Annotated in this window: 15 protein-coding genes; 6 read left to right on the forward strand and 9 right to left on the reverse strand. The window is 61.1% G+C overall.

Going from position 1 to position 22099, the window contains the following annotated elements:
• Positions 1-31: 31 nt before the first annotated feature.
• A complete protein-coding gene (locus I6L38_RS07455; protein ID WP_126881897.1) occupies positions 32-961 on the reverse strand; it encodes a LysR family transcriptional regulator in 930 nt (309 codons plus the stop codon).
• Positions 962-1478: 517 nt separating this feature from the next.
• Between I6L38_RS07455 and I6L38_RS07460 the strand changes: the two genes are divergently transcribed.
• On the forward strand, positions 1479-4580 hold the full coding sequence (locus I6L38_RS07460) for a hypothetical protein (protein ID WP_216989345.1): 3102 nt from the start codon (positions 1479-1481) through the stop codon (positions 4578-4580).
• Between the two features lie 238 nt (positions 4581-4818).
• On the opposite strand, the gene I6L38_RS07465 is transcribed toward I6L38_RS07460, so the two are convergent.
• Together I6L38_RS07465 and cra are read right to left on the reverse strand one after the other, a co-directional pair.
• Positions 4819-6012 (reverse strand): aromatic amino acid transport family protein, encoded by a 1194-nt coding sequence (locus I6L38_RS07465; RefSeq protein WP_005300609.1) that lies wholly within the window; start codon positions 6010-6012, stop codon positions 4819-4821.
• Between the two features lie 306 nt (positions 6013-6318).
• Positions 6319-7305: a catabolite repressor/activator gene (gene cra / locus I6L38_RS07470; RefSeq protein WP_019838764.1), complete on the reverse strand. Its 987-nt coding sequence runs from the start codon at positions 7303-7305 to the stop codon at positions 6319-6321.
• 305 nt (positions 7306-7610) lie between these two features.
• Between cra and fruB the strand changes: the two genes are divergently transcribed.
• From fruB to fruA, 3 genes are read left to right on the forward strand one after another with little or no spacing between them, the layout of a single operon-like run.
• Positions 7611-8711, forward strand: a complete 1101-nt coding sequence (gene fruB, locus I6L38_RS07475; RefSeq protein ID WP_024941832.1) for a fused PTS fructose transporter subunit IIA/HPr protein — start codon at positions 7611-7613, stop codon at positions 8709-8711.
• Entirely contained in the window at positions 8711-9700 is a 990-nt protein-coding gene (gene pfkB / locus I6L38_RS07480; RefSeq protein WP_024941831.1) for a 1-phosphofructokinase, read from the forward strand. The genes fruB and pfkB overlap by 1 nt, the downstream gene beginning before the upstream one ends.
• A complete protein-coding gene (fruA, locus tag I6L38_RS07485; protein WP_216989346.1) occupies positions 9697-11424 on the forward strand; it encodes a PTS fructose transporter subunit IIBC in 1728 nt (575 codons plus the stop codon). The genes pfkB and fruA overlap by 4 nt, the downstream gene beginning before the upstream one ends.
• A gap of 95 nt (positions 11425-11519) precedes the next feature.
• Here fruA and I6L38_RS07490 read toward each other — a convergent pair whose 3' ends face one another.
• Entirely contained in the window at positions 11520-11771 is a 252-nt protein-coding gene (locus I6L38_RS07490; RefSeq protein WP_005300622.1) for a DUF1289 domain-containing protein, read from the reverse strand.
• Positions 11772-11921: 150 nt separating this feature from the next.
• On the opposite strand from I6L38_RS07490, the gene mltA reads away from it, so the two are divergent.
• Entirely contained in the window at positions 11922-13073 is a 1152-nt protein-coding gene (gene mltA, locus I6L38_RS07495; RefSeq protein WP_117405863.1) for a murein transglycosylase A, read from the forward strand.
• Positions 13074-13206: 133 nt separating this feature from the next.
• Here mltA and yfaE read toward each other — a convergent pair whose 3' ends face one another.
• The 5 genes from yfaE to ubiG form a co-directional block, all read right to left on the reverse strand.
• Positions 13207-13527, reverse strand: a complete 321-nt coding sequence (gene yfaE / locus I6L38_RS07500; RefSeq protein ID WP_206220006.1) for a class I ribonucleotide reductase maintenance protein YfaE — start codon at positions 13525-13527, stop codon at positions 13207-13209.
• Complete coding sequence (nrdB, locus tag I6L38_RS07505; RefSeq protein WP_010634046.1) at positions 13524-14657, reverse strand: class Ia ribonucleoside-diphosphate reductase subunit beta; 1134 nt, start codon at positions 14655-14657, stop codon at positions 13524-13526. The genes yfaE and nrdB overlap by 4 nt, the downstream gene beginning before the upstream one ends.
• A gap of 65 nt (positions 14658-14722) precedes the next feature.
• Positions 14723-16990, reverse strand: coding sequence for a class 1a ribonucleoside-diphosphate reductase subunit alpha (gene nrdA, locus I6L38_RS07510; protein WP_026139081.1), 2268 nt, complete (start codon positions 16988-16990; stop codon positions 14723-14725).
• A gap of 647 nt (positions 16991-17637) precedes the next feature.
• Positions 17638-18324, reverse strand: coding sequence for an HAD family hydrolase (locus I6L38_RS07515; protein ID WP_017782904.1), 687 nt, complete (start codon positions 18322-18324; stop codon positions 17638-17640).
• A complete protein-coding gene (gene ubiG, locus I6L38_RS07520; protein WP_005300640.1) occupies positions 18324-19040 on the reverse strand; it encodes a bifunctional 2-polyprenyl-6-hydroxyphenol methylase/3-demethylubiquinol 3-O-methyltransferase UbiG in 717 nt (238 codons plus the stop codon). The genes I6L38_RS07515 and ubiG overlap by 1 nt, the downstream gene beginning before the upstream one ends.
• A 201-nt stretch (positions 19041-19241) precedes the next feature.
• Here ubiG and gyrA point away from each other — a divergent pair, with 201 nt between their 5' ends.
• The gene (gyrA, locus tag I6L38_RS07525) at positions 19242-21989 is read left to right on the forward strand and encodes a DNA topoisomerase (ATP-hydrolyzing) subunit A (protein WP_201899352.1); all 2748 of its coding nucleotides are present in this window, start codon (positions 19242-19244) and stop codon (positions 21987-21989) included.
• The last annotated feature ends 110 nt before the right edge of the window (positions 21990-22099 follow it).

Consider the following 22099-nt stretch of genomic DNA (forward strand, 5'->3'; position numbering starts at 1 on the left):
TGCGGTTTGCAGCAGGATGAAAAGAGGTGGCTCAGGCTGCAAGCAAATGGCGACGCTTGCCGACCTGCGTCTGGATCTGTTGACATAGCGTTTGAATATTCGGTTCATCCATTTTCTCACGGGAAATATAGATGCCAACCGTGCCTCTGTTATATTCCTCCGCCATCTCGAGTGGGACGATACCGAATTTTGAGAAGTATTCTCCCATGCTGCCTGGATACGGCATGACCGCATTGCTGGTATTCACCAGATCGATGGCGGCCATCAACGAATTGGAGCTGTAAATGATTTTGTCATTGAGCTGCATCTCTTCATGCTCTTGCTTTTTGATTGCCATATCCTCGACCAGATGAAGATATTTAGGTTCATCCGTGGTAATCAACAGGCTGGGGTAATAAACCAGATCCTGCTTGCTGCAAATTTTCCCTGAGAGGGGATGTCCAGCTCTGACAAATACGGCATCGCTGGCGGTAAAGAGCGGGATGAATATCAGGCTGTAATGTTTATCCAGACCATGGATTTCATGCCCCAAGAACAGGTCGATATGATTGCCCAGGAGCAAGTCCAGCAGTCGCAGATGATTACCGACTTCGATATTGATGGCGCAAGACGGGTTGGCTGCGCGGTAATGCAGGGTGACAGGTTGCAGCACATGCTGCCACCAGGCGTGACCGGTTCCCACTCTCAGGGGCTGGGCTGCTCGCTCGCGCAGGATGGCGAGTCGTCTGAGGGTGTCATCGTAGATCCGTTGCATCATGCGGGCCTGGGTCAGCAACAACTCGCCGGCTGCCGTCAGCGCCACACCGCCAGCCTGTCTGATGAGCAGGGGCGTACCCAGACTCTCTTCCAGTTTCTTCATGTTGTGGGTCAGCGTTGGCTGGCTCAGCCCCATGTGCCTGGCGGCGAGACTCACGCTTTTGTGGGTCGCGACTTCAATGAATTGTCTGAGGTGTTTGTCCACGGGAAATAACGTACGTTCAGGATCAAGCGGAGCGCCACGCTAGTGCAAGCATGGGTGACTGTCAATCGCCTCCGTGTCGCCGCAACAGTTTTTGTGTGTGTCTCCTCACGTTGTTTTCTATTCGAGTTGACCGGTAACCGAGTTTATTTTGTGAATGGGATCACGCAATACAGCCTGGTTATAGATGATGGCTATCCCGCCATTATGGTCGTCTATGTGTTTTTCAAGGCCTGCTGGTGTAGGCTAGAAAATACAGCTTATGGCTGTCATTAGAATAACGAAATAATAAATAAAGTAACGAAGGGAATATATGAAAATCCATCCATTGGCTTTATCCGTGTCATTGTTGTGCGGCGGAATGCTCTTGTCCGGTTGCAACGATAATAGTTCATCTGCAAGTGATAATACTATTGAGGCGAAAGCCCCCTGGGATTTTGATCTCTATCTGGTCGGGGAGTTCAGCGGTTGGGATCGTGAAGAGAAGTTCAAACTGGTCTTCAAAGATGGAATATATCGATTGGACAACCTGAAGATGAATTCAGGCATGTCACCGTTCAAGGTCGCGGGCCCCGAATGGACGAAATATCCTGACTTTTCTGCCGATAGCCGCAACGAGACCAGCATCTTCCCCGAACGGCGCTATCCCATGTACTACCAGAATAACGGACAGAACAATCGCTTGGTGGTGACCGAAAAAGGGCTGCTCGATATTCAGGTCAAGGTGACCAATGCCGATCTGGCGGCCCCCGTCGTCGAATTTACCATGGTGCGTGATGACCCCAATTACGCTGAAAACCTCTATCTGAAGGGCATAGACGGCAATCTCGAACCGCTCTTGCAGATGATCTACCAGGGCGACAAACGCTATGTGGTGGTGGCCAGGCTGGCTCCCGGAGAGCACAAGATTAAGATGGCCTCTGCCCAGGACGGGATCGGCTTTGGTACCAGCGGCACCCTGTCATTGAATGATCCCGCCAGGATGCAGCGCTGTGACAGCAGTTGCCAGCTGGCATCCCTGTCGGTGTCACAGGCGGGATATTACAAGTTTGTCCTCGATGCCAGTGAGGATGAAAAGGCCCCTGTGTTGCTGATCAATGCCGCGACGGACGAGGATCTGCGCTTGATCAATCCTCATGAGGGGCATGAGCTTATCGAGAAGCGGGAATACCAGACCCATATACCCGGGGTCAAGGAGGTTGCCACCTTCTCGGTCAAGCAGGCCGGGGCCGACTATCGCAGCTATGCCCAGTCGACGACCCAGGAGCTGCGGGATCCGGGGGATAGCTTCACCACCTATCAGGAGCAGGCCGATCTGCCCCGGCTGCGTTCGGGCAACATGGTGTTTGACGCCTTGTTTACGCTGGCGACACACGAGATGCGGCAAAACAGCGTGTCCCAGGTCAAGGATGGCAGTTACGGCGGCGGTCAGGCGATCCCCTGCGACTGCTTCGAAACGGGGGCCAAGTGGCATTATGTCTGGACGCGGGATCTCTCTTACGCCACCGATCTGGGGCTGGGGGTGCTGGATCCGCAGCGGGCGCGTAACTCCCTGCAGTTCAAGCTCTCCGATTTCAGAACCGAGCTGAAGCAGGGTCTCGACGGCCTGATCCCGCAGGGGCGCCAGATCATTCAGGATACGGGCACGGGGGGCAGCTGGCCCATCAGCACCGATCGCATGGGGTGGGCGCTGGCGGCCGAGCAGGTGTTGGCGGCATTGCCCACCGAGGAGCGCAGCGCCTTCCTGCCCGAGGCGTTTGAGGGGCTGCGCAATACCATTGAGAGCGATCGCCTGGCGGCCTTCGATAATGGCGATGGCCTCTATGGCGGGGAGCAATCCTTCCTTGACTGGCGTGACCAGACCTATGCCAAGTGGATCAAGACCGATATCGCCCACATCGGCATGAGTAAATCCCTCTCCACCAATGTCCTCCACTACCAGGGTCTGATGCTGGCAGCACACCTGGCCGCCGAGCTGGGCCAGGATGAACTGGTGACTCGCTACAGCCAATGGGCCGCCGCGCTCAAGCAGGCCATCAATCGGGCCTTCTGGCTGGTAGATGAGAAGATGTATGCCAGCCTGATCAATACCGCCACGGATCCGAGCCCGGCCTACAAGTTCGATCTGCTGGGGGAGTCCCTTGCCATTCTGGCGGGCATTGCCGATGAGGCGCAGGCCAGGGAGATCGTCAGCCGCTATCCCATTGGGCCTTATGGTGCCCCTGTCTATTTCCCGCAGCAGCCCGATATGCCGGTCTACCATAACCGTGCCATCTGGCCCTTTGTCTCCGCCTACGGGCTGAAGGCGGCGGCCAGGGTGCAGAACGTGGCCGTGGCCGATCGCCATGTCGACTCCATGATGCGCGGGGCCGCGCTCAACCTCTCCAACATGGAGAATCTGGAATGGCTCTCGGGCCAACCCTCTCTGATGGATCTGGCTCAACCCGACTTGACGGGGCCTGTCATCAACTCCCAGCGCCAGCTCTGGTCCGTTGGTGGCTATCTCGGCATGGTGACCAACACCCTGTTTGGCTACAACGTGGAAGAGCAGGGGATCCGTGTCTTGCCCTTTGTCACTAGTCACCTGCACAGGCTGATGGGCGCCAGACCCGAGGCCGTGCTCAAGGGGCTGAATTACCGTGGCAAGCAGATCGAGATCAAGCTGCTGCTTCCGGATGTCGGGGAGGAGGGCAGTTACTACCCGGTGCGCGGCATCATGCTCAACGGTGCCCCCGTAGGGGAGTTGATCAGCGAGGATATGCTGGCTGCCAACAACCAGATCGAGGTCCAGTTGGGGGCCGGCATCGCCGATGAACAGGGGATCCGCCTGATCGAGGACGTGGCACCGCTGGACGTGGAAAACCGCAAGGTATTCGCACCGACCGAGCCCACCCTGCTGGGAGTGACCGAGCAAGCTGGCAAGCTGGTCGTCACATGGCAGGACAGCGTCAATAAAGGGGCGCTCAGTTACAACCTGTATCGCGATGGCAAGCTGGTCGCCAAGGGACTCGAGACGGCGGGGGAGTGGGTCGACGACCTGCGGCTGCAACCTGGCATGGCCTATTGCTACAGCGCGGAGGCCATCTATCCCGAGTCCGGTAACCGCTCCCATCATGCCAAGCCGGTGTGCTACCAGCCAGAGACCCGGCGCATCGCGGTCGATGCTGTCACGGTGTCGCATACCGGCACCCTCACGGCGGCCGATGCGGCCATCTCCATGCCCTATCTGAAAGATTGGGGCCGCCCGGAAGATACCGTCCTGGTGCGCAATGTCACACTGGATGGTCAGCGTGCCATTCGCCTGCAGTACAGCAATGCCCAGCACGCCATCAATCTGGGGGTGACCAACGGGGTGAAGCGGATATCCGTGCTCAGCAAGGGCCAGGTGGTCGCAGGTGGCACTGTGCAGATGCCCCATGTAATGAAGGAGGGAGAGATCAAACCGCTGCGAGACTCGACCCCTGTCATCGTTAACGTGCCGGCAGGGCAGTACGACATCCTGGTGAGCGACTTCTATAACATGAGCTATCTGAAGGCGAACGATACCTACAACGATGCCGGCGGGCGGGGCGGGCCGGTCAACCTGATCGATCTGGCCAGCATCACTGTCTCGGCTCGTTAAGCCAACTCAGCGGACAAGCCGGGCTTGTGGCCCGGACTTGTCCCGCTGAAGAGTGCAAAAAGCCCTGCCACTCTGGCAGGGCTTTGCTGTATTGGTGGTGGCTCAGCCCAAGCCTGGAACGTGCCCTGACTGTTGCGGGGAGAAGGCGCCACTGCGATGGCCGCAGCGGAAATGACAAGGCCCCGTCAACATCCGTTGGCGGGGCCTTGTCATTGGGGGATTCAATACCGGCTATGGCTTAGAGCGCCGGCAGCAGTCCCATGCTGACGCTCACCTGCACCCCGACGATCAGCACGCCCATGGCACCGGCAAGGCCCAGGGCCAGCACGCCACCCGGGGCGCGGTAGTGGTGCGTCTCGGCCTGCTTGCGGCTCTGCCACACCAGGGCCACCGGCAGCAGTACCGCCAGTATCGCCAGCGCAATGGCGGCGTAGCCGAGCGCCATGATGAAGCCCTGCGGGAAGTAGAGGGCAAACAGCAGGGGCGGTACGAAGGTGATGAGGCCGGTCTGGGTGCGACCCTGCCAGTTGTCCTTGCGACGGGTCACCTTGGCCATGAAGTCAAACAGCCCCAGGGTCACCCCGAGGAAGGAGGTGGCCAGCGCCAGATCGGCAAACAGGTGCATGGCCTGGTTGAAAGCGGGCCAGCTCACCAGCTTGCCGACGTTGGCCAGCAGGGTGTCTAGCGCGCCACCGCTCTGCAGCAGGGCCTGTTGACCCAGCAGACCCAGGATGGCGACCTGCCACAGCACGTAGAGGATGAGCGGCAGGGCAGAGCCCCACACGAAGACCCGGCGCAGCTGCTTGGGGCAGTCCCCCAGGTAGAGCATCACGCTCGGGATGGAGCCGTGAAAACCGAACGAGGTGAAGATGACCGGCAGACCTGCCAGCAGCAGCCCCTGACCCAGTGGCAGGGAGAGCAGGTGCTGCCCTTCGGTGCGCGGCAGCAGCAGCGCCAGCACCGCCACCATGATCACCAGCTTGACGGTGAACATCAGCCGGTTGAGGTAATCCACCTGCTTGGTGCCGACACAGACCATGCCGCCAAACAACAGGGTAAAGGCCCAGGCCGCCTGCTCCTGGCTGAGGGGGAGGCCGGCATCGGCCAGCGCCTGAGCCAGCAGGCTGCTGCCGCCGCTGATGTAGGCGGAGGCCAGCGAGTAGAACAGCATCAGGATGCAGAAGGAGGCGATGCGCTTGCCCCAGGGGCCGAGCAAGTGATCCGCCAGCTGGTGCAGGTACCACTTGCCGGTGTTGAGGCTGGCTTCCACCTGCAGCATGGCGGTAAAGGCCATCAGGGCCCAGAGGCCGATCATCAGCAGCAGGGTGGCGGGGCCGCCGAGCGACGAAGAGGCCAGCGGCAGGGCCAGCATGCCGGCGCCTATGGTGGTGCCGGCAATCAACAGGGTACATCCCAGGGTTTTGGTGTTCATGGTGTCCATCCGAATCGAGAAACTGCGCGGTGCACAGCAGGCATATGAGGTGTTGGCAAGGCGCCTCCGGGGTCGAGACCGGAGGCTAGCAATATCGGAGTGAACCCATCGTTACGAAAAACCTGTGGTTGTAAAAGTTGGTTGCCAAGTTAACGGATCAAAATGGTGGAAACAAGCCTGAAAAAGCGGATTTTGTACTGGGTTGGCAGAATATGTGGAAATAAATGATGACAGATATGGTTTTAGGCTAGTGAAAAAAACGCGCCGCTGCGAACTGGGCCGCAGCGGTGCGCCATGGAGAGGGGATCAGCGGCGGCGTTTGAGGGTGCGGCTCACATAGTGGAGGCCGCACTGGTATTCGCCGCCAATCGCCTTGAGGGCCAGCTCCAGCGCCTGGCTGGCGAGGGCATCGTGCTGCTGGGGCAGGGAGTTGATGCCAAAGGGGAGGAAATCGAGCAGACGATCATCGCCGAAGGTGGCCATGGCGAGCCGGCTCATGTCGGTCTCCTGCTCAAGCAGATAGTCGAGCACCCCCTCCATAAGGATGTAGGAGGTGGCCACCAGTGCCTGGGGCAGCTGGCCGAGCTGTTGATGCAGCGTCTTGATCAGGCGATAGCCTTCGGCGCGGGAGAAGTGGGCCCCTTCACACAGATGGCAAGCCGTGCTGTGGCTGGCAACAGCCTGCTCGAAGCCCGCTTTGCGTTCACGGCTGATCGTGAGCACCGGCAGCGCGGTGATCAAAGCGATGTGCGTGATTGCCGGCGAGAGCAGGGAGGCGGTGAGATCAAAGCTCGCCTTCTGGTTTTCACTGGCGACGGTGACGAACTTGTCGGCCGCCATGGCCCGGTCGATGGCGAGCACCTGGATGCCGCGCGTCTGCAGGCCGAGGTAGAAGGGATCTTCGGGCGGCAGGCAACTGGCCACCAGCAGCGCATCCACGTGGCGGCTGGCCAGCATCTCGGCCAGCTCCTTCTCGGTGGCGGGGTCATCTTCCGAGCAGACGATCAGCAGCTGATAACCCTGTACCCGCGCCCCTTGCTCCAGCCGTTTGGCGAGCTTGGCGTAACTGGCGTTCTCAAGGTCGGGCAGGATGAAGCCCAGGGTCCTGGTCTGGCCACCGCGCAGGGAAGCGGCGCGGCTGTCCGGCTGGTAGTTGTGGGCGGTGACCACCGCCATCACCTTGTCGCGGGTAGCCTGGCTGATGCGGTATTGGTCGGCCTTGCCGTTGATCACATAGCTGGCCGTGGTGCGCGAGACACCGGCGAGGGCGGCGATTTCATCCAGTTTCATCATATTGGCTCTGTTTGAGTTGCTAGGCCCACGGGCACTGCCTGGTGAGGGCACCGAAAAGTGTGCGCGGGATCATATCATTGAAAACCACTCTTTGTGGGTACTTGATCAATTCGCTGAAACGATTCAGTCTGAGTGTAGGTGAAACGATTCAGCTTGTCAGCAGACAATCGATGGCCGGGCATAAAAACCCGGCATGGCTCCCGAAGGGATGCAATCCGGTCTATTGTCAGCAGGCGAGTGGCACGAATGGTTATGTTTGATGCGCCGGTACGGTCAGGCCGCCCGGCACCTGATGGAGAATCTCTATGTTGAAGTTGGCGCGACAGCAGATCCTGCTGGGGCAGTCGGTGGCGACCAAGGCCGAAGCCATCGCCCTGTTGGCAGGCAAACTGGCCGAAGCCGGTCTGGTGGAGGCGGGATATGTAGATGGCATGCTAGCCCGCGAAGCGCAGCACGCCACCTATCTTGGCAGCGGCATCGCCATTCCCCACGGTACCACTGACACCCGGCATCTGGTGAAGAGCACTGGCGTCATAGTGGCCCAGTTCCCCAATGGCATCGAATGGGATGAGGGGCAGATCGCCTACGTCGCCATCGGCATCGCCGCCAAATCAGACGAACATCTGGGCATTTTGCGCCAACTCACCCACGTGCTGGGTGACGAGCAGGCGGCAGCGCAATTGAAAGAGGCCACCGATGCCGACACCATCATCAATATCCTGACCGGTGCCACGGCGCCCAAAGAGGTGCAGTTCCTGGCCCTGGCCGACTTCCCGGCGGACGATCGCGACCAGCTGCTGCTGGGCGCCGCCGCCCGCGCCAAATCCGCCGGCTGGGGCGATGCCGCCATGGTAAGCGCCCTGCTGGCAAGCGAACCCGCCTATCTGGGCGAGGGCATCTGGCTGGCCCGCGCGCAAGCTGCCCAGACCGGCTGGGTGCTGGCCACGCCTAGCACTGCACTGAACGCCGGGGAGCAACCGGTCAGCGCCCTGCTGCTGCTGTGCGCCGCAGATAGCGGCCATCTGGCGCAACTGGAGAATCTGGCCAAACTGGCGGCTGCCGGTCAGCTCGCCACCTTGGCAGGTAGCGAGGGGCTGGCCATGCTGCAAGCGGGCCCGGCGAGCGGTCTTAGTGAAACCTTCACCATCATCAACCCCCACGGGTTGCACGCCCGTCCGGGCGCCATGCTGGTCAAGGTGGCCAAGGAGTATGAATCCGACATCCGGGTAGCGAACCTGGATGGCAGCGGCGAGGCGGTCTCCGCCAAGAGCCTGATGAAGGTGATCGGTCTGGGCGTCAAGTGTGGCCATCGTCTGGCGTTTCGCGCCGAAGGGGCTGACGCCGAAGCGGCCCTCAAGGGCATAGGCGCCGCCATTGCGGCCGGGCTGGGCGAGGGGGCGCACTGATGGACATAGTGACCATCACCCTCAACCCGGCGCTCGATCTCACCGCCCGTCTGGAGACGATGAGCCTGGGCGAGGTGAACCTGGTGAACGAGGCCAACCTGCGTGCGGCGGGCAAGGGCATCAACGTGGCCATGGTGCTCAAGGACTTGGGCCGCGACGTAGGCGTCACCGGCTGGCTTGGCGCCGATAACCAGCAGAGCTTCGTCTCCCTGTTTACGGAGCGTGCTCTGGCCGATCACTTCGTGCGCGTGGCGGGCAGCACCCGCATCAACGTCAAAATCTCCGAGCAATCCGGCCGGGTCAGCGATCTCAATCTGCCGGGGCTCACCATCCACCAAGGGGAAGTGGGCGCGTTGGAGCAGGCCATCGACCAGTTGACCCCTCACGCCGACTGGTTTGTGCTGGCGGGCAGCCTGCCCAAAGGGGTGGCCCCCGATTACTGCGCCCGCCTCATTCGCCTGCTCAAGGCCAAAGGCAAGCAGGTGATCTTCGATTGCAGCGGCGCGGCCTTGAGCGAAGGGATCAAAGCGGCACCGACCCTGGTCAAACCCAATCTGGAGGAGCTCGGCCAGTGGGCCGGCCGCCCCATCAAGACCCTGAGCGAGCAGGCCGAGTGTGCCCGCGCGCTGCAGGCCAGCGGGATCCCCAACGTGGTGATCTCCAACGGCGCCGACGGTCTCATCTGGTTTGCACCCGATGCCGTCTGGCAGGCCATTCCGCCGCGCATGCAGGTGGTCAGCACGGTCGGTGCCGGCGACTCTCTGGTGGCAGGTCTCGCCCATGGTCTCAGCCTCGGCTGGACGCCGGAGCAGACCCTGCGCCTCGCCACCGCCGTCTCGGCGCTGGCGGTCAGCCAGGTGGCGGTCGGCTTTGACGATATCAAGGTCCTCGACCCCTTGCTCGAACAGGTGCGCGTACAGCGTCTGGATGCGCTGGCACCGGTTCAATGCCATACCCCCTCAATGGAAAACTCAGGAGATGCCCAATGAAAGCAATCTTGGTTACGGCTTGCCCGGCGGGCATTGCCACCAGCTTTCTCGCTGCAAAACGGATAGAACAGCAGGCCAAACTGGCAGGTTGGGAGCTCACCCTCGACGTCGGCTCCAGCGTGCAGCCCCGCCAGGTACCAAGCAAGGAGCAGATTGCCGCGGCCGACTTGGTGCTGGTTGTCGCCAGCGCCCCGGTAGATCTCGCCGCCTATGACGGCAAGCGGGTCTATCAGGGCAGCATGGATCTCGCCCTGCAGGATCCGGCAGCCTTGCTGGAAGCCGCCGCCAGCGGCGCCAGCGTCTATCGCCATCAAGCCGCGCCCGCTGCTGCCGCCAAACCGGCCGCCGCTGGTAAGCGCATCGTCGCGGTGACCGCCTGCCCGACCGGGGTGGCTCACACCTTCATGTCGGCAGAAGCGCTGGAGACCATGGCCAAACAGCTGGGTCATCAGATCCGCGTCGAGACCCAAGGCTCGGTCGGTGCCCAGAACGCCCTGACTGCCGAGGAGATTGCATCCGCCGATCTGGTATTCCTCGCCACCGACATCGAAGTGGACATGGCTCGCTTCGACGGCAAGCCGGTCTATCGCACCAGCACAGGGGCTGCCCTCAAGAAGACCCGTGCCGAGCTCGACAAGGCCTGGAACGAGGCGAAAACCTATCGTCACAGCGGCGCCAGCCAACCCAAGAAAGAGGAGAAAGCGGGCCCCTACAAGCATCTGCTGACCGGGGTCTCCTTCATGCTGCCCATGGTGGTGGCGGGCGGCCTCATCATCGCGCTCTCGTTCGTGTTCGGCATCGAGGCGTTCAAGGTGGAAGGCACCCTGGCCGCGGCCCTGATGAAGATCGGTGGCGGCTCCGCCTTTGCCCTGATGATCCCGGTGCTGGCCGGCTACATTGCCTACTCTATCGCTGACCGTCCTGGCCTCGCCCCCGGCATGATCGGCGGCATGCTGGCAAGCTCGCTGGGCGCCGGTTTCCTTGGCGGCATCGTGGCCGGTTTCCTGGCCGGTTACAGCGCCAAGTACCTGAGCGACAAGGTGCGCCTGCCGGTGACCCTGGAAGCGCTCAAGCCCATCCTGATCATTCCGCTCTTTGCCAGCCTGTTTACCGGCCTGGTGATGATCTACGTGGTGGGCGGCCCGGTGGCCGGCATCATGAATGCCATGACCGAGTTCCTCAACAACATGGGCTCTGCCAACGCCGTGCTGCTGGGTGTCATCATCGGCGCCATGATGTGCTTTGACATGGGTGGCCCGGTCAACAAGGCGGCCTACGCCTTCGGGGTCGGCCTGCTGGCCTCCAAGACCTACGCCCCCATGGCAGCCGTGATGGCCGCCGGCATGGTGCCGGCACTGGGGATGGGGATTGCCACCTTCCTGGCCCGCACCAAGTTCATCAAGGCGGAGCAGGAAGCGGGCAAGGCCTCCTTCGTGCTGGGTCTGTGCTTCATCTCCGAGGGGGCCATTCCGTTTGCCGCCAAGGATCCGATGCGCGTCATCCCGGCCTGCATGGCGGGCGGCGCCCTGACCGGTGCTCTCTCCATGCTGTTCGGCTGCGAGCTGATGGCCCCCCACGGTGGTCTGTTCGTGCTGTTTATCCCGAACGCCATCAGCAACGTCATGATGTATATCGTGGCGATTGCGGCAGGGTCGCTGCTGACCGGGGTGGCTTACGCCATGCTCAAACGCGGTGAAGAGCAGGCCAAGCTGGCCACGGCATAAGCCTTGCCATCCGGCAACATCTCATAGTGTCATAAAAGAAAAGCGGCCTGCGGGCCGCTTTTTTATGTTTGTCGTGAAAGGAGGAGGGGGAGAAACTAGAAATCCCAACCCGGTTGCTCTTGCGGCTCGTTCTGGGCCCCCTCCAGCGCTTTGCGGCGGGCGGCTTCCACCCGCGCCTTGCGGCCCCGGCACAGGCGCATTACTTCCTGCTGCTGGGCCGGGGTCATGGTGAGCCAGTTGAAACGCTCTTCGCGGCTGCGCAGGCACCCCTTGCAGTAGCCCTTGTTGTTCACTTCACAGACCCCGATGCAGGGGCTCTGCAGCGGGAAGATCTCGAGCTGTTCCATCCATGGCCCCTCACACCTTGTTACCTTGTTATAACCCAGAAGATCCCCTTTGGAGAAATCCGTCGTCGCAGGCTTGAAGGCGTTTGCTTTCCCCCTGCAAATTTGGCATCTTCCCCGCCGAACATGACGCTTGGTGTTATATGAGGACATATGAATAAACACGCGTACTGGCTGACCGCCGCTGTGCTGGGGTTGGCCGGTTGTGCGGGCAACTCTGAGCAAGCCCAGGTGCCCAAAAACAAACCCGATGCCAGATGTTTTCTCAACTGCGAGGTGCCGGAAAATCTGGGCAAGCAGTATCTGGACGGCATGCTGCCCGACGATCTGGTGCGGGTTGAGCGCGTCAACAGTCGCGCCCGCGCCGACTACAGCAAGTTCGGCCCCCAGAGCCGGCTGGTGCTGGAACGCTCCGGCAAGATGACCCGCCGCTATGGCGAACTCTATCACCAGCTCTCCCGCTGGGTGGCGAACGGCGGCAATCCCGCCGACATTACCCGCTACGGCATCAGCCTGGCCCAGCTGGGGGGCTCGGATCGGATGGGCAACGTGCTGTTCACCGGTTACTACTCGCCGGTGCTGGAGGTGCGCCACCGCCCGGATGCGAAATACAAGTACCCCATCTACGCCATGCCCAACTGCGGCAGCCGTTGTCCGACCCGGGCCCAGATCCATCAGGGGGCGCTGGCCAACCGCGGGCTGGAGCTTGGCTACAGCAAGTCTCTCATCGACAACTTCCTGATGGACGTGCAGGGCTCGGGCTTTGTTCACTATGGTGATGACGACAGGCTGCAGTATCTGGGTTACAGCGGCAAGAACGGTCACGGCTATGTGAGCATAGGCCGGGTGCTGATCGACCGCGGCGAGGTGCCCAGGGAGCAGATGTCCATGAAGGCCATCAAGGAGTGGGCGAACCGTCAGCCGGAGGAGAGCGTCAAGGAGCTGGTGGAGCAGAACCCCTCCTATGTCTTCTTCGAGCGTCGCCCCACCAACGATGTGATCGGGGCCGCCGGCATCCCGCTGTTGCCGATGGCTGCGGTGGCCGCCGACAAGACCCTGCTGCCGATGGGCACGCCGATCCTGGCGGAGGTACCTCTGCTGGACAAAGAGGGCAACTGGACCGGCAAGCATCAGCTGCGGCTGTTGATTGCGTTGGATGTGGGCGGGGCGGTGAAGAAGGGCCACCTCGACCTCTACCACGGCATGGGCGAGAAGGCCGGTGTCGCGGCCGGTCACTACAAGCACTTTGGCCGGGTCTGGAAGCTGGGCCTGCACCATGGGCCGACCGCCGCGCCCTGGCTGTAATGCCTTGTGGGGGCGGGTGGCGTATCAGCCAGCAGCCCATGAGGCATAAAGATGGATGTAAAAAAGCCGCCGGAGCAATCCGGCGGCTTTTTGTTTGGCGAGGTGAGCTTGGACATATCAAGAGAGGGAGGTCTCAGCGCTTCTTGATGTCGAGCCGGATGGCGCCCACCGGTTTGCAGCAGCAGGGCAGGCACTCTCCCTGGGAGACAAAGGCGAGCGGCACGGCGGCATAGTGCACCTTGCCTGCCAGCAGCGGCGTACGGCAGGCGCCGCAATAGCCGCTGCGGCACTGGAACTCCACGTGATGACCGTGACGCTCCAGGGTCTCCAGCACGCTCTCGCCGGGGTGAGCGTGCAGCACGCCATCCCGGGTGTGTACCTGCGGTGCGCCCGTCTCGCTCTTGGCGGGGGCGGTGTGCAGGGGCTCGGTCAGCGTGCCGGTGGCGTCACTCACAGCTCGAAATCACCCAGGTCTTCGGCGTTCACTTCGCTGTCGATCTGACCCACCAGGTAGGAGCTCACTTCCACTTCCTGCGGGGCGACCTGCACGTTGTCGGAGGAGAGCCAGGTGTTGATCCAGGGGATCGGGTTCTGCTTGGCGCCGGCAAAGGCCGGTTGCAGGCCAACGGCGGCCATCCGCAGGTTGGTGATGTACTCCACGTACTGGCAGAGGATGTCCTTGTTCAGGCCGATCATGGAGCCGTCCTGGAACAGGTACTCGGCCCACTCCTTCTCCTGGATGGCGGCTTCCTTGAACAGATCGAAGCAGGCCTGCTCGCACTCGCGGGCGATCTCGGCCATCTCGGGGTCGTCCTGGCCGCTGCGCATCAGGTTCAGCATGTGCTGGGTACCGGTCAGGTGTAGCGCTTCGTCGCGGGCGATCATCTTGATGATCTTGGCGTTGCCCTCCATCAGCTCGCGCTCGGCGAAGGCGAAGGAGCAGGCGAAGCTGACGTAGAAGCGGATCGCTTCCAGTGCGTTGACGCTCATCAGGCACAGGTAGAGTTTCTTCTTCAGCTCGCGCAATGTGATGGTCACCTCGCGGCCGGCCACCTGATGGGTACCTTCACCGTGCAGGTGGTAGAGCGCGGTCGCTTCAATCAGATCGTCGTAGAAGTGGCTGATGGAGCCGGCGCGCTTCAGGATCTGCTCGTTGGTGACGATGTCGTCGAACACCTGGGCAGGGGTGTTGACGATGTTGCGGATGATGTGGGTGTAGGAGCGCGAGTGAATGGTCTCGGAGAAGGCCCAGGTCTCGATCCAGGTTTCCAGCTCCGGAATGGAGACCAGAGGCAGCAGCGCCACGTTGGGGCTGCGACCCTGGATGGAGTCCAGCAGGGTCTGGTACTTCAGGTTGGAGATGAAGATGTGCTGCTCGTGGGGCGGCAGCGCCTGGAAGTCGATGCGGTCGTGGGAGACGTCCACCTCTTCCGGGCGCCAGAAGAAGGAGAGCTGCTTCTCGATCAGGCGCTCGAACACTTCGTGTTTTTGCTGGTCATAACGGGCCACGTTGACCGACTGGCCGAAGAACATCGGCTCCTTGAGCTGGTCGTTTTGGGTCTGGCAGAAAGTTGAATAGGCCATGGTTGTCGAATATCGCGAAGTAGGGGAAACAGGAGGGCGGGAGCTTGTCGCTCCCGCCCGGTTCATCAGATCTTGCAGGCGCCGCCGGCACAACCGTCATCTTGCAGATCGGTCTGGGCATCGTCCGCACCATCACGGGTGTTGTGATAGTACAGGGTCTTGAGGCCGTATTTGTAGGCGGTCAGCAAGTCCTTGAGCAGCTGCTTCATCGGTACCTTGTTGCCTTCGAAACGGGCGGGATCATAGTTGGTGTTGGCGGAGATCGCCTGATCCACGAACTTCTGCATGATACCGACCAGCTGCAGGTAACCATCGACGCTCGGTTGCTTCCAGAGCAGTTCGTATTGATCCTTCAGACGGTCATACTCGGGCACCACCTGCTTGAGGATGCCGTCCTTGGAGGCCTTGACAGAGACCAGACCGCGCGGCGGCTCGATGCCGTTGGTGGCGTTGGAGATCTGGCTGGAGGTCTCGCTCGGCATCAGGGCGGTCAGGGTGGAGTTGCGCAGACCCACGGTGCGGATCTCTTCGCGCAGCGCTTCCCAGTCCAGGTGCAGCGGCTCGTTGCACAGGTTGTCCAGATCCTTTTTATAGGTATCGATGGGCAGGATCCCCTGGGCATAGGTGGTTTCGTTGAAGGCCGGGCAGGGGCCGAACTCGCGGGCCAGCTGCACGGAGGCCTTCAGCAGGTAGTACTGGATCGCCTCGAAGGTGCGGTGAGTCAGCGCGAGACCAGAGCCGTCGGAGTAGCGGGCACCGTTCTTCGCCAGGTAGTAGGCGTAGTTGATGACGCCGATCCCCAGGGTGCGACGGTTCATGCTGCCCTTTTTGGCGGCCTTGAGCGGGTAGTCCTGATAGTCGAGCAGGGCATCCAGGGCGCGCACGGCCAGCTCGGCCATCTCTTCCAGATCTTCCAGCTTCTCGATGGCGCCCAGGTTGAAGGCCGAGAGGGTGCACAGGGCGATCTCGCCATCCTCGTCATCCACGTTGTTGAGCGGCTTGGTGGGCAGCGCAATCTCGAGGCAGAGGTTGGACTGGCGCACCGGCGCCACGCTCGGATCGAACGGGCTATGGGTGTTGCAGTGGTCCACGTTCTGGATGTAGATGCGACCGGTGCCGGCGCGCTCCTGCATCATCAGGGAGAAGAGATCCACCGCCTTGAGGGTCTTCTTGCGAATGCTCGGATCCTGCTCGTACTTGACGTAGAGCTCTTCGAACTTGTCCTGATCCGCGAAGAAGGCATCGTACAGACCCGGCGCATCGGACGGGGAGAACAGGGTGATGTCGCCACCCTTGATCAGGCGCTGGTACATCAGCTTGTTGATCTGCACGCCGTAGTCCATGTGACGGACCCGGTTCTCTTCCACGCCGCGGTTGTTCTTCAGTACCAGCAGGCTCTCCACCTCGGTGTGCCACAGCGGGTAGAACAGGGTGGCCGCCCCGCCGCGCACGCCGCCCTGGGAGCAGCACTTCACGGCAGTCTGGAAGTACTTGTAGAAGGGGATGCAGCCGGTGTGGAACGCTTCACCGCCACGGATGGGGCTGCCCAGACCCCGGATGCGACCGGCGTTGATGCCGATGCCGGCGCGCTGGGAGACGTAACGCACGATGGCGCTGGCGGTAGCATTGATGGAATCCAGGCTGTCGTCGCACTCGATCAGCACGCAGGAGCTGAACTGGCGGGTCGGGGTGCGCACGCCGCTCATGATCGGAGTCGGCAGCGAGATCTTGAAGGTCGAGACCGCATCATAGAAGCGCTTGATGTAGTCCAGACGGGTATCTTTCGGATACTTGGAGAAGAGGCAGGCCGCTACCAGGATGTAGAGGAACTGCGGGCTCTCGTAAATTTCGCCGGTGACGCGGTTCTGGACCAGGTACTTGCCTTCCAGCTGCTTGACCGCGGCGTAGGAGAAGTCCATGTCGCGCCAGTGGTCGAGGTGGGCGTTCAGCTCCTCGAACTCGGCCTGGCTGTAGTCTTCCAGCAGGTGCTTGTCGTACTTGCCCATGTCCACCAGCTTGGCGACGTGCTGGTAGAGGTGGGGCGGCTCGAACTGGCCGTAGGCCTTCTTGCGCAGGTGGAAGATGGCCAGACGGGCTGCCATGTACTGGTAGTCCGGGCTTTGCTCGGAGATCAGGTCAGCAGCGGCCTTGATGACGGTTTCGTGGATATCGGCGGTACGGATGCCGTCATAGAACTGGATGTGGGACTTGAGTTCCACCTGGGAGACCGACACGTTGTCGAGACCCTCGGCAGCCCAGTCGAGCACGCGGTGAATTTTATCCAGATCGATGGGTTCTTTGTGGCCGTTACGCTTCGTCACAAACAAGTTCATTGGCTGATGACCTTTAGTTGATTCCCGAAAAACCATCGCACGGCGTTGGCCTCCGGCCCGGGAAGGGCGATGGAGGTGGGTACCTATTGTGCGATGAATCACAAGATATAGTGTTATTTTGAATTCGAGCTACAAGATAGTGAGGTCTGCCCGGCTTTGCAATCTGTGGATAAGGCAATTGCTGTGGATAAATTGTGGGTGTTGTCGATGGAGTTAGTGGACGCTCACAGCGAACGGGTTTTCATCCGTCCGATCCGGTAAATGCAAGTCTGATGATCGAACATGGAAAATTTAAATAACTTTTTTTGCTTGCGAAAACGGGGTGTTTTTACTAGCAAATTCAGCCTGATTATCCCTTGTGCAGCAAGGGTCAAAAGGTGTCCGATCCCGCTGCCGCGCTGCTTGTCAAACCGGCAAAACGGGGGATCAATTGCCGATCCTCCGTTTTGCTGCGCGAGTGACCAGATGGGCGTCATTTTCACCGCTCAGCTCAAGGGATGGTCGCAAAGCTGCGTCTGATATCCATCTCTTGTGTTATCCACCTGCTGCGTTATCCAAGAGAACCCAGGCGTGGAGCTCCCCCTGATCATCCACTTTTATATGTATCCACGGCAGTCTTGCCCGACTGCTCAGGCAGGCGGCGGCCGCTAATCCAGCTCGTAGCGCAGCCAGTGATGCAGAGCCTGCACGGTATCAAAGTGAAGATCGGCGCCCCACTGGGCGGGATCCTCGTCGTCATTGAGATAACCCCAACCGGCGACGGCGGTACGCATGCCGGCGTTGCGTCCGGCCTCGATGTCGCGCACATGATCCCCCACATAGAGGCAGTGGCTGGCCGCGACGCCAAGTTGCTCGCAGGCAAAGAACATGGGGGCGGGGTCGGGCTTGCGCACCGGCAGAGTGTCGGCGCTGACGGTGACGCCGCAACTGGCAAGCGCCGGCAGCGCAGCCAGCAGCGGCTCGGTGAGAAAGCCCGGCTTGTTGGTGACGATGCCCCAAGGCAGCTTTTTCTCGTCGAGCCACTCGATGAGATCCACCATGCCTTCATAGGGGCGGGTGCCGACACAGAGGTTGGCCGCGTAGTAGTCGAGCAGGGCGGTGCGAAGGCGGGTGGCGCCCAGCTCCTCCAGCAGCTCGTCACCAAGACCGGCCCTGAGCAGCCCCAGGGCCCCGTGAGAGGTGGTCTGACGGATGATGTCGTCAGAGAGCGGTGCAAAGCCTTCGCTTATCAGCACATGGTTGACGGCAGCGCCGAGATCCGGCGCGGTGTCGAGCAGGGTACCGTCCAGATCAAACAGCACGCAGCCAAGGGGCGCAGCAGGGTGAGTCGTCATCAGCCTTGCTCCGGGCGCTCGAACGCCACCATGTAGTTGACGTCTACGTTGCGACCAAGCTTGAAGCTGTTGGAGAGCGGTGCGTAGTGGACGCCGCTCATGTCCCGTACCAGCAGGCCTGCCGCCTCACCCATGCGACACAGTTCGGCCGGGGTGATGAACTTCTTGTGGTCGTGGGTACCCTTGGGGACCATCTTCATCAGGTACTCGGCGCCGAGGATCATCATCAGATAGGCTTTCGGGTTGCGGTTGATGGTGGAGACGAACACCTTGCCGCCCGGGCGCACCAGGGTGGCGATGGCGCGCAGCACGGAGGCGGGGTCCGGCACGTGTTCCAGCATCTCCATGCAGGTGACCACGTCATACTGGCCCGGGGCTTCATCGGCGTGAGCCTCGGCGGTGATCTGGCGATACTCGAGCTCCACCCCCGCTTCCAGCGCATGCAGGCGAGCGACGCCCAGGGGCTCCTTGCCCATGTCGATGCCGGTGACCTGGGCACCCCGGCGGGCCATGCTCTCGGCGAGGATGCCGCCGCCGCAACCGATGTCGAGGATGCGCTTGCCAAACAGGCCGCCGCTCTTGTCGGTGATCCAGTCAAGGCGCACCGGGTTGATTTGATGCAGCGGCTTGAACTCTCCCTCCATGTCCCACCAGCGGGAGGCGATGGCTTCGAATTTGGCGATTTCTGTCAGATCGACATTGGCATCACTGTGCATTTTTTGATGATCCTGTGGCAAGGGCGCGCAGGCAGGGGAGTGCGCGCGCAATCTATTGTCCTGGCGGGCATTATAACGGACGGACTTTGTCACACCAGCCCGACTTGTTACCGGATTTGTGGCTTAAGATATTTGGCTCAGTGTGTTACCATGTCGCGCTGTTTAAGCCAAAGAACAACTAATTAGGGATTAAGGCTTTCTATGAGCGATCTGGCCAGAGAGATCACGCCGGTCAACATCGAAGAAGAGCTCAAGAGTTCCTATCTTGATTACGCCATGAGCGTGATCGTAGGACGAGCTCTGCCGGATGTGCGTGATGGCTTGAAACCGGTTCACCGCCGCGTTCTGTATGCAATGAACGAGCTGGGGAACGACTGGAACAAGCCCTATAAAAAATCGGCCCGTGTGGTCGGTGACGTAATCGGTAAATATCACCCGCACGGCGACATTGCCGTGTATGACACCATCGTCCGCATGGCGCAGGATTTCTCCATGCGTTACATGCTGGTCGACGGTCAGGGCAACTTCGGTTCGGTCGATGGCGACAGCGCCGCGGCCATGCGTTATACCGAAGTGCGGATGGCCCGCATCTCCCACGAGCTGCTGGCCGATCTGGACAAAGAGACCGTGGACTGGGTGCCGAACTATGACGGCACCGAGATGATCCCGGCTGTCATGCCCACCAAGGTTCCCAACCTGCTGGTCAACGGCTCCTCCGGTATTGCGGTGGGCATGGCGACCAACATTCCGCCTCACAACCTCACCGAGATAGTCAACGGCTGTCTGGCGTTGATCGAGAACGGCGACCTCACCATCGACGAGCTGATGACCTACATCACTGGCCCGGATTTCCCCACCGGTGGCATCATCAACGGTCGTTCCGGCATCGTGCAGGCATACCGTACCGGTCGTGGCTCCATCTACGTGCGTGCCAAGGCCGAGGTGGAAGTAGACGAGAAGACCAGTCGCGAGACCATCATCGTCCACGAGATCCCCTATCAGGTGAACAAGGCTCGCCTGATCGAGAAGATTGCCGAGCTGGTCAAAGAGAAGAAGATCGAGGGCATCAGCGCCCTGCGCGATGAGTCCGACAAGGACGGCATGCGCATCGTCATCGAGATCAAGCGCGGCGAGTCCGGCGAGATTGTGCTGAACAATCTCTACAAGCACACCCAGATGCAGACCACCTTCGGCATCAACATGGTGGCGCTGGACAACAACCAGCCCAAGGTGATGAACCTCAAAGAGATCCTGGATGCATTCCTGCTGCACCGCCGCGAAGTGGTGACCCGCCGGACTGTGTTCGAACTGCGCAAGGCGCGGGATCGGGCCCACATCCTGGAAGGTCTGGCGGTAGCGCTGGCCAACATCGATCCGGTGATCGAGCTCATTCGCCATAGCGCGACCCCGGCCGACGCGAAAGCGGGCCTGGTTGCCAAAGGCTGGGAGCTCGGTAACGTGGCTGCCATGCTGGAAAAAGCCGGCGACGACGCGGCCCGCCCCGAGTGGCTGGAGCCCGAGTTCGGTATTCGCGAGGGTCACTACTACCTGACCGAGCAGCAGGCCCAGGCCATCCTTGACCTGCGTCTGCACAAGCTGACCGGCCTCGAGCACGAGAAGATCCTGGAAGAGTACCAATCTCTGCTGGATCTCATCGCCGAGCTGCTGTTCATCCTGGCAAGCCCGGTGCGGTTGATGGAAGTGATCCGCGACGAACTGCTGGCCGTGCGCGAACAGTATGGCGACGAGCGTCGTACCGAGATCAGCATGTCCAGCGCCGAGATCAACATCGAAGATCTGATCACCCCGGAAGACGTGGTCGTTACCCTGTCTCACCAGGGTTACGTGAAGTATCAGCCGCTCTCCGACTACGAGGCCCAGCGCCGCGGTGGTCGTGGCAAGTCGGCCACCCGGATCAAGGAAGAGGACTTTGTGGAGCGTCTGCTGGTGGCCAACACCCACGACACCATTCTGTGCTTCTCCACCCGTGGCAAGGTCTACTGGCTCAAGGTGTATCAACTGCCGGAGGCGTCCCGTGGCGCCCGCGGTCGTCCGATCATCAACCTGCTGCCGCTGGATGAGGGTGAGCGCATCACCGCCATTCTGCCGGTTAAAGAGTATGACGCCGACAAGTATGTGTTCTTTGCCACCGCCAACGGCACCGTGAAGAAGACCAGCCTGTCCGACTTCAGCCGTCCGCTCTCCTCCGGTATTCGTGCCATCAACCTCAAAGAGGGTGATGAGCTGATCGGGGTGGACATCACCGATGGCAGCAACGAGATCATGCTGTTCTCCGATGCGGGCAAGGTTGTTCGCTTCGCGGAAGGCAGCGGTCGCGCCGATGCCGATGCCACTGACGAGGTCGACACCGACGACGACGCCGGCAACGACGATGATGGCAGCGACAACGGCGAAGGCACCGAAAGCAAGGGCACCTTCAAGGGCGTGCGTCCCATGGGTCGTACCGCTGCCGGTGTGCGCGGCATCAAGCTGGGCGCCGGTGACAAGGTGGTCTCCCTCATCGTGCCGCGTGGCGATGGTGCCATCCTCACCGCAACCGAGAACGGTTACGGCAAGCGTACCGCGCTGGACGAATACCCGACCAAGAGCCGTGGCACCCAGGGCGTCATCTCCATCAAGGTGGATGAGCGCAACGGCAAGGTGATCGATGCGATCCAGGTCGAGGATACCGACCAGATCATGCTGATCACCAACGGCGGTACCCTGGTACGTACTCGCGTTGCCGAGGTGAGCGTCATCGGCCGCAACACCGGCGGTGTGCGTCTGATCCGTACCGGTGAAGACGAAACCGTGGTCGGTCTGCAGCGCGTTGCCGAGAGCGACGAAGAGGAAACCGAGGCACTGGCCGTCGAGGGTGAGGTGTCTGAAGGCACCGATACCGCCGCAGACACAGGTGCTGTCGATGCAGGGGAGGCGGGCGACGAGTAAGCGTTCCCCCTTTGCCCGATACGAAAGAGCGACCTTCAGGTCGCTCTTTTTTTATGCCTGCCGTTGGCCGCCCCAGCCAGGCTGCCGCCAGAGCGGCAACCGAGATGTCA

The organism is Aeromonas sp. FDAARGOS 1408, assembly GCF_019048665.1.
GTDB lineage: Bacteria > Pseudomonadota > Gammaproteobacteria > Enterobacterales > Aeromonadaceae > Aeromonas > Aeromonas dhakensis.

Bases quoted from the DNA above. Each gene is read 5' to 3' on its own strand.
- I6L38_RS07465 (WP_005300609.1), bottom strand. From the start codon at position 6,012: ATGAACACCAAAACCCTGGGATGTACCCTGTTGATTGCCGGCACCACC.
- cra (WP_019838764.1), bottom strand. From the start codon at position 7,305: ATGATGAAACTGGATGAAATCGCCGCCCTCGCCGGTGTCTCGCGCACC.
- fruB (WP_024941832.1), top strand. From the start codon at position 7,611: ATGTTGAAGTTGGCGCGACAGCAGATCCTGCTGGGGCAGTCGGTGGCG.
- pfkB (WP_024941831.1), top strand. From the start codon at position 8,711: ATGGACATAGTGACCATCACCCTCAACCCGGCGCTCGATCTCACCGCC.
- fruA (WP_216989346.1), top strand. From the start codon at position 9,697: ATGAAAGCAATCTTGGTTACGGCTTGCCCGGCGGGCATTGCCACCAGC.
- I6L38_RS07490 (WP_005300622.1), bottom strand. From the start codon at position 11,771: ATGGAACAGCTCGAGATCTTCCCGCTGCAGAGCCCCTGCATCGGGGTC.
- mltA (WP_117405863.1), top strand. From the start codon at position 11,922: ATGAATAAACACGCGTACTGGCTGACCGCCGCTGTGCTGGGGTTGGCC.
- nrdB (WP_010634046.1), bottom strand. From the start codon at position 14,657: ATGGCCTATTCAACTTTCTGCCAGACCCAAAACGACCAGCTCAAGGAG.
- nrdA (WP_026139081.1), bottom strand. From the start codon at position 16,990: ATGAACTTGTTTGTGACGAAGCGTAACGGCCACAAAGAACCCATCGAT.
- I6L38_RS07515 (WP_017782904.1), bottom strand. From the start codon at position 18,324: ATGACGACTCACCCTGCTGCGCCCCTTGGCTGCGTGCTGTTTGATCTG.
- ubiG (WP_005300640.1), bottom strand. From the start codon at position 19,040: ATGCACAGTGATGCCAATGTCGATCTGACAGAAATCGCCAAATTCGAA.
- gyrA (WP_201899352.1), top strand. From the start codon at position 19,242: ATGAGCGATCTGGCCAGAGAGATCACGCCGGTCAACATCGAAGAAGAG.